This window comes from Enterobacter ludwigii, from assembly GCA_023023105.1.
In the GTDB taxonomy this organism is placed as follows: domain Bacteria; phylum Pseudomonadota; class Gammaproteobacteria; order Enterobacterales; family Enterobacteriaceae; genus Enterobacter; species Enterobacter adelaidei.
Genome location: CP083824.1, coordinates 2,160,453 through 2,172,632, shown reverse-complemented (window position 1 = coordinate 2,172,632; position 12,180 = coordinate 2,160,453). Strand labels below are relative to the sequence as shown.

Here is a 12,180-nt window from a genome sequence, read left to right as displayed (position 1 = left end):
GGGGCTGCTGTCAGCCCCTCTCTTTTTACTGTTCAGGTGCCACATCCTGCGATGGTTGATAGCGTACAGACGTTTTGAAGTAGCTCCAGAAGTCGTACACAGGTTGGGTGGAACAATAAAGTTTGGCACGCATTACAGCCCCCTCCCAACCACTCCAGAAAATAGCGGCCAGTTGTTTGTCATTCATATCAGAGCATATTTCACCGGAAGATAATGCATCGGACAAACAGGTCGCCACAAGCGCTTGCCAGCTTTCAAGAATATCCTGTAGCTGTTTAATAAAGGAGGGTGGAAGCCCCGGACTTTCCTGCATCATATTTCCAACCAGGCAGCCCCGGGTGAAATTGTACTTTTTAATCCCGTCGCAGGCATCGTGTATAAAATTTTCCAGGCGTAGCATGGGTGCGCAGGATGACGCATGCAGATGTTTTTTTAGTTTGTGCTCGAAGAAACTGTCGTAAGCACTCAGAACGGTCTGGACGTATTCCTCTTTGCTCTTGAAGTAATAATAAAATGAGCCTTTTGGAACACTGGCATTTTTGACAATGGCATCGACTCCCGTCGAAAGAAAACCATTCTGCGTCAGGAGTTCAAGTCCGCTGCGGATCAGATCATTACGGGTATCTGCATAGGTGCTTTCTGTTTTTCGTGGTCTTCCCCGCCCGCGCGTTTCGCCGATCATGACGCATCTCCTGCATGTTTAAACGACAAAGAATAAGTGATTATACGCGACGGCTTCAATCAGTTTATCCCTTGCGGTATTGTATACGCCCCCCCTGTCAACGGGCGGTCATACTACCTGCCGTTTGCCGAAAGTACGCCAGAAGCAAATATCTCGAATAACGGGAACACTCAGATCTTGAGTGCGGCGAGGATGGAGGCTTCCATTTTCTCCGGCGTCGTGAACGGTGCAAAACGCTTAAGCGGTGTACCGTCGCGACCTATCAGGAACTTCGTGAAATTCCACTTGATCCGTCCCCCCAGCACCCCGGGCAATTCATTTTTCAGGTAACGAAACACCGGGTGCGCGGCATTGCCGTTGACCTCTACTTTCTCGAACATCGGGAAGCTCACACCGTAGTTGATATAACAGGTCTGCTCGATTTCATCAGCACCACCGGGTTCCTGCTTACCAAACTGGTTGCAGGGGAAACCCAGCACCACAAACCCATGGCCAGCATACTTCTTGTAGAGCGCTTCAAGGCCAGAGTATTGTGGCGTGAATCCACACTGACTGGCAGTGTTCACCACCAAAACCAGTTTGCCAGCATAGTCAGCCATTGAGATAACCTGGCCGCGCAGACTGGTAGCAGAAAATTGATAAAAGGTGGTCATATCGCGCTCCTGAGAGTAACAACTGCCAATGCCGGCAAAGCCTGGAACCATTTTAAAACAAAAATTTTATTTAGAAGCGTGCCATCATTACGTAGGTAAGATCAATATCCGGAGAAAAACGTGTTCGGAAAATTTTTATTAAACTACATGCCAGGGTTACAAAATTTATTAGCCTACGATAAAAGCTGGCTAAAACATGATGTTAAAGCCGGGTTATCCGTTGCGGCTGTAGCACTGCCCGTTGCTATTGCTTATGCTGAGTTGGCGGGTGTTGGGGCTATCGTAGGTCTGTATTCATGTGTTTTACCGATGATAGCCTATGCGCTGTTTGGCTCTTCACGTCAGCTTATTGTTGGCCCCGACGCAACGACCTGCGCGGTGATTGCCGCCGTCGTGTTTCCTCTTTCTGCCGGAAATCCCGAACTGCACTGGCAACTGACGATCGTCATGACATTGATGATGGGCGGATGGTGTCTGCTTGCCAGTAAATTTCGCCTGGGTGCCCTTGCCGATCTGCTTTCTCACCCTATTCTGACTGGCCTGCTTAATGGCGTAGCCGTGACGATTATTGTCGGGCAATTAGGCAAGGTTTTCGGGATCAAGCTTGATGAAGCGCAGGTTATTGAGAAAATTCTTGCCTTACCGGGCCGAATTTCAGACAGCCATTTATTAACCTTAGGAATATCCATTTTAACGTTAGCGATTTTAATGGCGATCAAAACGTTTCGCAGCCACTGGCCCGCACCGTTGATTGCCATCGTGATTACGACGTTTCTGGTATGGGGGACATCTGCGCAACAGTATGGTATTGCCACTATTGGGGGGGAAGGCTTCCAGCCCGGTTTACCGGTCGTTAACTGGGTGGCGTTCCAGCCGGGCCCGATGCGTGATTTAGTGATCCCGGCGCTGAACCTGGCTTTGGTTAGTTTTGTCAGTCTGATGCTGACCGCCCGCAGTTTTGCCGCGAAAAATGGCTATGAAATTAATGCTGATGCAGAGTTCAGAGCGCTGGGTATTGCGAATATCATGTCGGGGTTATCTCAGGGGTTTGCTATTAGTGGGGCCGATTCCCGGACCGCGGTTAATGATTCCACTGGAGGAAAAAGTCAGCTGGTATCCATTGTCGCAGCCTTAATCATTGGAGTCGTATTACTCTTTTTCACCCAACCCTTACAATTTATTCCGGTCTCTGCCTTAGGCATTGTTCTAATGTATGCGTCGTGGTCATTAATTGATTTGCGTGGGCTATGGAACCTGAGACGAAGAAATAAACAGGCATTTCGCCTGGCCTTTTTCACGTTTGGCTGTGTTTTAATTATCGGCGTAATTCAGGGGATCGGCCTTGCGGTGCTGCTTGGCCTGTTACAGTTCCTCCGTACAGTCTTTCGCCCCTCTGAGCATTTACTGGGAACAGACGAAAATGGCATGATCCACTCATTAGGGAATACCACCGATATTAAAATGGTTCCGGGCGTGCTGATGTATCGATTTAACTCACCGTTGACCTATTTTAATGTGGCTTATTTTAAACGCCGCGTGTTGAACTTAGTTGAAGGCGCAGCAGAACAGCCTAAATGGGTGGTCATTGATGCCGTTGCCTGCTTCACGTATTCAGATATCAGTGTCCTGGCAACCATTAATGAGCTAAAGCGTGACCTGAAGGGTCGGCAGATTAAGCTCATCCTTGCGGGCAGGAAAACGGAATTAACACGCTGGTTCAAAGAAAGTCGACCAACTATCAATGATGATGAAATGATTCTGGCGCCAGACCTCTATCTGGCACTCCGCTTCATTCAAAGCAAAGAGACTGCGAGTGAGGGTGAAACCGGTAGTGTTATATAACCCCAAACGGGTTGAAGGCGAATATTACCAGAATTTTCAAAGGGCTGCTGTCGCAGCCCTGCGATAAAGCGGAGAGAAGGATGTTACTATATGTCGCACAACCAACGGGTGGTACATCACTTCATTCTATAATGTCGTCACACCAGGTGAAGGATTCATCTAAAGCTCCACTGTGCTGTAATGACAAATACGGATGGAATTATAATACCCACATCCATCCCAAAATAAGACGTAAAATTGTATTGAAATCCATGGTATATGTAGGGAGAAAAGCCGATTCCTGTTACTTTTTTGAAATCATGGTATGACCCATGGTCACCACAATCACTGAAAGCATCAAAGAAAAACTCACCGACGTATCCATATATCCCTTTAAAAACCCAACCGTTATCCCACCCTGCCCAGTCTCTTCTGACGCCGGCAGCCAGACATCTGTTATCAAAGCTGTTTTTCATTGTGCCTAGCACAAAGCTATATTTCGAATCATCCGAGAACTTCCTCTCCACGGATATAAAGTTATTCTCAAAATTCTCAGTATATTGTCCGTGATTGTTTGTAAGATGATAGACGTATGAACCCGTGTTTATTGAGTACAGGTTTATTTCATCTGCAGAACAATACAATGCAACCAGATAAAAACTTCCGCACCACAACCATGCGCGGTATCTTTTCCAAACTGTCTGTTCATGTGGACTATTATCCATAATCACTCACTTTGGCTAACGCGCTGAAATTGCGACGTTTTATCTTCGGCTTATCGCTGTACAAATTTTAGCATACTTTCGGATATGTGGGAGACACCCAATATTGGTTGGGTTGCTGAGATGACCTCCCAACAACGCCAAAAAATATTGCTTCCCTATCGTGTACTGGCGGCCAGCCTCGTCTACCAAATGAACGTCTTTTTAACCCGAACGGAGGTACGGAAGTACGGGATCCAGATACAAGCGTATATCACATGCATAATAATAGGCATTATCTGAGCCATATTCAGGGAGATCTGCGGAAAGATGTAAGAAGTGGCGACCCTGTCAATTAGCATCAGAGCGATACCCGAAACAAGCAAAGCACAATAAGCCAGAGGTAACTCTTTCTTTTTCCGCAAAAACAGAGAAACAATATAGATGATAAAGAGCAGGAAAACTAAGTTAATCCCACTAGCAACAAAGAGATAGGTCGTCTGGGAGAGCGGAAGACGACCTACCGTTTCCATCCCGGCACTTAACGTTACTGCCATAGAGTTAAAGTAGGCGTAAGCGATAAACAGCATATTGATAAATGGCAGATATAACAAACCACCTATTTTGCGATATCGTTTTTCTTCGCACTCAGAACAATATTCAAGATGCTGTGGGATCTCTTTATCACATTTAATGCACGTCCACTGAAACGCTGAATTGGTCATTTTATGTCCTTATTTCATAATAGCTCGGTAAGGCCTGGTTATTGATTATCGCGTCACACTCACATTTTCCAGCGTCACCAACCTTTCAGGCTTGTCACCCAGTTGCTGAGCAACAGGGACGAAGATATTGAGATCCTGCAGCCAGGCTAATTTGCTCCTGTTATCCGGTTGCCCCTCATTACTTTCATGACACTCAACTAACAAATATTTCCCACTAAACTCAGGTGCGATACGCTGCGCATCCCCTTCCCCCGTCACTTCACAGCGCATCGCTGACGATGTGACTTTCTTATCCGCATCAATATTTTCCAATTTAGCCTGAAATTTTTGACCCTGTACTAACGGGAAATGCAGATCCGTCTGCAATGTGTTGAGCAACATGGCACCGCTACTGATGGACATGGCGAATTTCAGTTGCAACAGATTAGCCAGCGTTAAACGTTGAACCGTCCAGATGCCATAATCTTCCAGCTTACGTATATAACCATCCGATTGCGCATCCAGCTGGACTTTAATCTTACCGAGCGCGCTGACTTCGGTGTAACGAACCTGTTTAAAACGCGGCATCGCCCAGGATTTGATCAATGCCTGCGCCTGGCGATCAATAGCAGCAGAAAGGGGGTATTTGCTCAACCATTGCGGATTATTATTGCTCAGATCGGGCATTGAGGGCCCCATCAACGTGGATGCTGACTTGTTCACCGCGGGTACAAAGCGCCCTTCAGCGGTGAACGTTTTGCCTGCAGGTAGCTGGCAGAGTTGCTCAAAGCGTTGTGCCTTTTGAGCGTCAATCTTGAAGCTACTTTTGCGACGAACAATATCAGCCGTGATGAGTGAGTCCGTTACGCGACCCTGGCCATCGAAGTTCATTGCAGCGACAGCGTCGCCCTGATGGGTTTTACAGTTATAGAAATAGTGCTCAATCTTTAATTCAAGCGGCGCGTCATAAGGCGGTTCCCAGATGATATCGGCAAAATCATATCCCATGCGTACCGTTAAAATGTCGCCAACGCGATGAATGCTGTTAACATCGACAAGATCGGTAATGCCCGTTGCAGACGTGGCTGATAATCTTTCCCACAGAGGTTCTTTTACCGGTAGCTGGCAGATCTTACGGATATCCTCTGCCGTCATCAGCTTATCATCCTGTGCTGACGCATACCGCATGTAGCTGTCGCCGTAAAAACGGGCTTTGGTTAACCCTTCATCATCCAGTAAATCCTTGTACAGAAGCTCGGACTTACCCTGCTTACAATCCACTGAACGCCATTGTTGCGCTGTTTTGCCGTTATTGAAGTTTAACGACACCATATAACTCACACGATCGTGGATGCGGGTAACAGACAAGGGGTTGATGCCGCCGCCGATAAGTTCAGGCTTTTCAGCGGCCTGAGCAAAAGAAAACGGCAACAGAGAAAGTAAAAACAGAGGGCGTAGTAAAGGCCGTGCGTAATGCATACATGTTCCTTCATATATAATCAGAGAAAAAGATTATCGGCACCAGGGATTAAATAATTAGCCTCATTTAATTGCAACTGTACAGATAACCGCAGCATGGGTCGGTTCCATCCGCCCCTGCTTCAATATCTCACCTCACACCGCCGACTTCGGCCTTAAATTCTCATCAAACGTCAGCCGTTTCCGCCCAGGCTCCACTTCACGCAGCGGTTCCACCTGGTGCATGGTCAGCTTGCAGCGCTCCACCAGCACCTGATATTCCCTTGTACCCTGTTTTTTCCACGCCAGTTCCTGCTCGCTCAACTCGCGAATCGCTTTGGCCGGGCTGCCAATAATCAAATACCCTGCGGGCATTTCCGCTTTCGCCTTCACAAATGCCGCCGCGCCGACGATGCTGTTTTCACCAATCACCGCGCCGTCCATCACCACAGCGTTCATTCCCACCAGTGCGTTACGGCGGATAACACAGCCATGCAGAATAGCGCTGTGGCCGATATGGCCGTCCTCTTCCACCACCGTGTCCTGCTCAGGGAAACCATGCATCACGCAGTTATCCTGAATGTTCGCGCCATCTTTCACCACGATACGGCCAAAATCTCCGCGCAGGCTGGCGTTCGGGCCGACATAAACACCTTTCCCCAGGATCACATCACCAATGAGTACCGCCGTCGGGTGAACATAGCTCTCGTCAGGTACGACCGGCGTCAGACCATCAATTTGATAAACAGGCATCCTCACTCCTTATGTGCTCGTAAGACCACCAAAGCGTTGATAGTAGAGCGTGCCAGGCACGGGCAGTTCACCGACGGAGGTTTCGCCTTTCTCACTGACAAACGCCAGCGCCCCCGGTGCCACACGCTGATAAATATTGATGCAGAGCTGCCGGGCGCTTTGCCCGGCCCAGTGCGCTGGCAGTAGCTCTTCCGGCAGCAATGGGTCTTTCAGCACCACACGACGATAAAAATGGATAAGCAACAGCTGGATCTGGAAACAACGCTCTGGCGTCAGCTCCTCTGGTGTCGCCTCTTTCAGCAGCGGCAGCAGCGGTCGGAACGAGCTAATAAACGTTTCGTACATCGTGTTTTGTTCGGTCAGTTGCCAGCACTCTTCCACCCGCGAACGCAGCGCAGCGCGGGATAAAGCCAGCGGCGAGTGAGCTTCAAAGAAGATGACGTTTTCCGCCACGCCAGCATCATGAAGCAGGGACTGCACATCCGCCAGATGCTGCGATGGCGAGGCCATCAGGCTCGGCGCCAGCGTGCCAAATCCCTGCCAGATCAGCTGTTTTTTGACGTCAGCAAGCGTGGTTTTGTCCAGCCCTTCAGAGAGCAGCAATAACCATTTTCCGTCCCAGGCGGGCAACTCCGCGCGATAGATCTTATTCTCCGCGCGGCGGGTTAAGCGTAGCCCTTTGTCGCTCAGGCGATAAAAGCTGCGGCGTCCAATGCGCGAGACGTCAAGCCAGCCCTCTTTGTTAAGGCGGAACAACGCAGTTCGCACGAACCGTTCGCCGAACCCCATACCCTCCAGTAATGCCGCCAGGCTTCCGAGCCAAATCTCGCCCCCGCGATGGGAAAGCGCGTCACCGTATAATGAAGAGATAAGGGATGTCCCGCTGACCGGAACGGAGCTGACTGCGTGCTGGATGAAGGCGTCGAGTTTCATGTGATTCATTCTGTTGTAATTTTTGTCCCGGATGAATCATAGCATAGTTCTGCGTTCCCTCTCTCCGGCGGAGAGAGGGAAGAAGAAACTCAGCCGTTGGCCGCGACTTTACGCAAATCAAACACCCGGCAGGCTTTCCCCTCTGAGCGAGGGATACTGCCGCAGTTAACGATCATCACGTCGGTTGAAATCCCGACCATGGATTTAATGCGGTGGCGCAACTGGTGGCACACCTGGCAACGCTGTTCGTGCGTCAGCGTCAGGCTGCTCTCTTTCAGCTCCACCTTCACGGAAAGTGAATCAAGATGTCCGCGACGGTTCACCTCCAGCTGGTAATGCGGCGAGAGATGTTCGAACTTCACAATTTCCTCTTCCAGCTGCGACGGGAAGACGTTGACGCCACGGATGATCAGCATATCGTCACTGCGACCGCTGATCCGGTCCATACGACGCATACTGCGCGCGGTTGCTGGCAGCAGGCGTGTCAGGTCACGGGTACGGTAGCGGATCACCGGCAGCGCCTCTTTCGTCAGCGTGGTAAACAGCAGTTCACCCTGCTCGCCGTCATTAAGCGGCGTGCCGTCGTTCGGGTTGACGATCTCCGGATAGAAATGATCTTCCCAGATGGTCGGACCATCGGCAGTTTCGATACACTCCATCGCCACGCCGGGGCCCATCACTTCAGAAAGACCATAAATATCCAGCGCTGTGATCCCTAGCCGTTTTTCAATCTCACGGCGCATGGCCTGCGTCCACGGCTCGGCGCCGAACACGCCCACACGAAGAGAACAGGTACTGGCATCGCCGCCCATCTGGCGTTCCAGTTCTTCAATCAGGTTAAGGCAGTAGGATGGCGTCACCATGATCATATCTGGCTGGAAATCCCGGATAAGCTGCGCCTGCTTCTCCGTCTGACCACCCGACATCGGGATCACCGTTGCGCCTAAACGTTCCGCACCGTAATGCGCGCCCAGACCGCCGGTAAACAACCCGTAACCATAGGCCACGTGAATTTTGTCTTTTGCACTGCCGCCCGCGGCGCGCAGGGAGCGGGCCACCAGATTGGCCCAGGTGTCGATATCATTTTGGGTATAACCCACCACCGTTGGCTTGCCGGTAGTGCCTGAGGAGGCGTGAATACGCACTACCTGCTCCATCGGTACGGCAAAGGTATCGAACGGATAGTTATCCCGCAGGTCCTGCTTGGTCGTGCACGGGAATTTACGGATATCCGCCAGCTCTTTGAAATCGTCAGGGTGAACGCCCGCTGCGTCAAACTTGCGTTTGTACATCGGTACGTTGTTATAGGCGTGGTGCAGCGTCCATTTCAGACGCTCGGTCTGAAGGGCCTGTAATTCGTCAAGGGATGCTGTTTCGATCGGGTCAAGCTTTGTTGTATTTGTCATTGTAGGGTACTCACATTGTTATTCGCTCAAACACGCTCAAGGATCATGGCAATGCCCTGACCCACACCGATGCACATCGTACACAGCGCATAGCGCCCGTTGCGTCGATGCAATTCATTGCTTGCGGCCAGCGCCAGTCTGGCACCGCTCATCCCCAGCGGGTGGCCTAACGCAATAGCGCCCCCGTTCGGGTTAACGTGAGCGGCATCATCGGGTAACCCTAACTGACGCAGCACGCCCAGCGCCTGCGAAGCAAAAGCTTCGTTAAGCTCGATGACGTCCATATCGTTGATACTGAGTCCGGCTCGCTCCAGCACTTTGCGGGTGGCAGGTACCGGGCCTAAGCCCATCAGACGCGGCTCCACGCCTGCCGTCGCCATCGCCACAATACGCGTACGCGGGACTAATCCCTGCGCGAGCGCCATCTGTTCACTGGCGACGATCAGCGCTGCTGCGCCGTCGTTCACGCCAGAGGCATTCCCCGCCGTAACCACCCCATTTTTACGAAACGGTGTTTTCAGTCCGGCAAGCTGTTCAAGTGTCGTATCCGCCCGTGGATGTTCATCCACGCTACATTCCGTTACCGCGCCTTTTTTACCCGGCACCAGCACCGGCACAATCTCCTGCGCCAGAATACCGTTCTGCTGCGCCCTGGCGGTTCTCTGCTGGCTGCGTAGCGCAAAAGCGTCCTGATCGGCACGGCTGATATTTAACAATTCAGCTACATTCTCTGCCGTTTCCGGCATACTGTCAGTTCCGAAGTGCTGATGCATGAGCGGATTCACAAAACGCCAGCCGATGGTGGTATCAAAGATCTCTGCCTGACGCTGAAACGCGGCGGTGGCTTTCCCCATCACAAACGGCGCGCGGGACATGGACTCCACGCCGCCCGCCAGCAACAGATCGCCATCGCCTGCTTTAATAGCGCGGGCTGCAAAGCCAATCGCGTCCAGCCCCGAACCGCACAGGCGGTTAATGGTGGTGCCGGAAACCGTCTGCGGTAATCCTGCCAGCAGGGACGACATGCGCGCCACGTTGCGGTTGTCTTCCCCCGCCTGGTTGGCGCAACCGAGGATCACATCATCAATCCGCTCCAGATCAAGCTGCGGATAACGCGCCAGCAGCGCCCGCAGCGGAACGGCCCCCAGATCGTCAGCGCGAACTGCGGAAAGTGCGCCGCCGTAACGCCCCACCGGGGTTCGTACGCCATCACAAATAAATGCATCACGCATCAGGCTTCTCCTGTCACACTGCCGCCAATGCGGTGCGATTTTCCGCGAAAAAGGGCGACGGTTTTCTGTTGTTGATTCTGAATTTCAATGTCATACACGCCGGTGAGTTTGCCCTGATGCTTTACCCGCGCGGTGGCGGTCAGCGTATCCCCGGCAAAGCCCGGACGCAGAAAATCAATCGAGCAACCGGAGGCGACCGCCGCCAGCCCCTGGCTGTTGCAGGCGTAGGCAAAGGCGGTGTCCGCCAGCGAGAAAAGCTGTCCGCCGTGACAGGTTTTGTGGCCGTTTAGCATATGCGGGGTGATGGTCATCGTCACCACCGCATAGCCTTCGTCCATTTCAATGATGTCGATTCCCAGCGCCTGCGCGCAGGCGTCCTTTTCGTACATCGTGCGGGCGTTATGCCAGGCGTTAGGACTCATAGCTACTCTCCAGAAGCGCACGCTGGCGCAGCAGTGAACAGGGACGATAACGTTCTTCACCGTAATGACGTTGCAGGTTCTCCAGCAGCGTCAGCAGACGTTGCCAGCCCAGACGCTCCCCCCAGGCAATCGGACCGCTCGGGTAGTTCACGCCGAGGCGCATGGCGGTATCAATATCCTTCTCGCTGGCCACCCCTTTTTGCAGGGCATCCAGCGCTTCGTTGGCAATCATCGCCAGCGTGCGCCAGACCAGCATGCCCGGATAATCGGCAATTTGTACGACCCGTTTGCCCTGCTGTTGCAGGTACCAGATGGCTTTTAACGTCGCGGTCTGCGGGTTGCTGGCTGCCGCCGCAATCACCGCCACATCGCGTTCAATACGGTCAACCATCACCACCGGGCAGTTAAGGCGCAACGCCAGCGCCTGAGCGGTTTCACCCTGCGTTTCCATCAGATACACATCGTCAATTTCAGTGACGCCGTCACTTTTCTTTTCGATGCGCATCGGACGATAACTGTCATCCACGGGCTCAACCCACTGCACGTCGGGTTTATCCCCTTGCCAGTCGTAAACGCCCTTTCCGCTTTTTTTACCGAGTCGCCCCGCCAGCACCAGCTCCTGCTGGACCAGCGAAGGCAGAAAACGGCGTTCCTGCCAGAAGGCGTTAAACACCGAACAGGTCACGGCAAAGTTAACGTCCTGACCAATCAAGTCTGTGAGTTCCAGTGGTCCCATCGGGAAACCGCCGCCTTCGCGCAGTGCGGCGTCAATCACTTCCGGTGCGGCCACCTGTTCTTCCAGTGCGCGCCAGGCTTCAGAGTAGAACGGACGTGCAACACGGTTCACGATGAACCCCGGCGTTGACTGGCAGCGAACGGGTTGTTTCCCCCAGTTGAGCGCCAGCTCGCACAGCGCATCGGCCACTTCCGGAGAGGTCGCCAGCCCGCTGACCACTTCCACCAGCTTCATTACCGGTGCCGGGTTAAAGAAATGCAGTCCCGCCACGCGCTCCGGGTGGTGCACGTCGGCCGCAATCGCGGTAACTGAAATAGACGAGGTGTTACTGGTCAGCACCGTCTGAGCCGGGCAGATCGCGGCCAGCTGTGCAAACAGCGCCTTTTTCACCTCCAGACGCTCAGAGGCCGCTTCAATCACCAGATCTGCCGCCGAGAGTGCCTCGATATCGGTCACTGGCAGCAGTCTGGCCAGGATTTGGCTACCGGCATCTGCGGAGAGTTTTCCCCGCGTCACCCGGGAAGCCAGACGCTGGCGAATGCCGTCAATGGCGCGCGAGATCGCATCTGCGGAGATGTCGTATATCAGGACGTGATGACCATGGCTGGCCGCGACTTCGGCAATTCCGGCGCCCATCGTGCCGCTGCCAATCACGGCGACAGTGCGTATGTTCAACATC

Annotated in this window: 12 protein-coding genes; 1 reads left to right on the top strand and 11 read right to left on the bottom strand. The window is 52.5% G+C overall.

Annotated elements, in window-relative coordinates:
- Positions 1 to 25: 25 nt before the first annotated feature.
- Both LCD46_10515 and LCD46_10510 read right to left on the bottom strand, forming a co-directional pair.
- The gene (locus LCD46_10515; protein UOY72703.1) at positions 26 to 682 is read right to left on the bottom strand and encodes a TetR/AcrR family transcriptional regulator; all 657 of its coding nucleotides are present in this window, start codon (positions 680 to 682) and stop codon (positions 26 to 28) included.
- A 170-nt stretch (positions 683 to 852) separates the two neighbouring features.
- Complete coding sequence (locus LCD46_10510; protein UOY72702.1) at positions 853 to 1,335, bottom strand: glutathione peroxidase; 483 nt, start codon at positions 1,333 to 1,335, stop codon at positions 853 to 855.
- A gap of 120 nt (positions 1,336 to 1,455) precedes the next feature.
- Here LCD46_10510 and LCD46_10505 point away from each other — a divergent pair, with 120 nt between their 5' ends.
- Entirely contained in the window at positions 1,456 to 3,177 is a 1,722-nt protein-coding gene (locus tag LCD46_10505; GenBank protein UOY72701.1) for a SulP family inorganic anion transporter, read from the top strand.
- 155 nt (positions 3,178 to 3,332) lie between these two features.
- Here LCD46_10505 and LCD46_10500 read toward each other — a convergent pair whose 3' ends face one another.
- The 9 genes from LCD46_10500 to paaC all read right to left on the bottom strand — a co-directional run bounded on the left by LCD46_10500 (position 3,333) and on the right by paaC (position 12,179).
- A complete protein-coding gene (locus LCD46_10500; protein ID UOY72700.1) occupies positions 3,333 to 3,881 on the bottom strand; it encodes a hypothetical protein in 549 nt (182 codons plus the stop codon).
- Positions 3,882 to 4,063: 182 nt separating this feature from the next.
- On the bottom strand, positions 4,064 to 4,582 hold the full coding sequence (locus LCD46_10495; GenBank protein ID UOY72699.1) for a DUF2569 domain-containing protein: 519 nt from the start codon (positions 4,580 to 4,582) through the stop codon (positions 4,064 to 4,066).
- A gap of 45 nt (positions 4,583 to 4,627) precedes the next feature.
- On the bottom strand, positions 4,628 to 6,040 hold the full coding sequence (locus LCD46_10490; protein UOY72698.1) for a hypothetical protein: 1,413 nt from the start codon (positions 6,038 to 6,040) through the stop codon (positions 4,628 to 4,630).
- A gap of 135 nt (positions 6,041 to 6,175) precedes the next feature.
- A complete protein-coding gene (gene paaY, locus LCD46_10485) occupies positions 6,176 to 6,772 on the bottom strand; it encodes a phenylacetic acid degradation protein PaaY (GenBank protein ID UOY72697.1) in 597 nt (198 codons plus the stop codon).
- A gap of 9 nt (positions 6,773 to 6,781) precedes the next feature.
- Positions 6,782 to 7,714 carry a phenylacetic acid degradation operon negative regulatory protein PaaX gene (gene paaX / locus LCD46_10480; protein UOY72696.1) on the bottom strand — a complete coding sequence of 311 codons (933 nt, stop codon included), beginning with the start codon at positions 7,712 to 7,714 and terminating at the stop codon, positions 6,782 to 6,784.
- 80 nt (positions 7,715 to 7,794) lie between these two features.
- Positions 7,795 to 9,111 (bottom strand): phenylacetate--CoA ligase, encoded by a 1,317-nt coding sequence (paaF, locus tag LCD46_10475; GenBank protein UOY72695.1) that lies wholly within the window; start codon positions 9,109 to 9,111, stop codon positions 7,795 to 7,797.
- A gap of 26 nt (positions 9,112 to 9,137) precedes the next feature.
- Positions 9,138 to 10,343, bottom strand: a complete 1,206-nt coding sequence (gene pcaF / locus LCD46_10470; GenBank protein ID UOY72694.1) for a 3-oxoadipyl-CoA thiolase — start codon at positions 10,341 to 10,343, stop codon at positions 9,138 to 9,140.
- The gene (gene paaI / locus LCD46_10465) at positions 10,343 to 10,765 is read right to left on the bottom strand and encodes a hydroxyphenylacetyl-CoA thioesterase PaaI (protein UOY72693.1); all 423 of its coding nucleotides are present in this window, start codon (positions 10,763 to 10,765) and stop codon (positions 10,343 to 10,345) included. The genes pcaF and paaI overlap by 1 nt, the downstream gene beginning before the upstream one ends.
- Positions 10,755 to 12,179, bottom strand: a complete 1,425-nt coding sequence (gene paaC / locus LCD46_10460; GenBank protein UOY72692.1) for a 3-hydroxyacyl-CoA dehydrogenase PaaC — start codon at positions 12,177 to 12,179, stop codon at positions 10,755 to 10,757. The genes paaI and paaC overlap by 11 nt, the downstream gene beginning before the upstream one ends.
- Position 12,180: the final 1 nt, after the last annotated feature.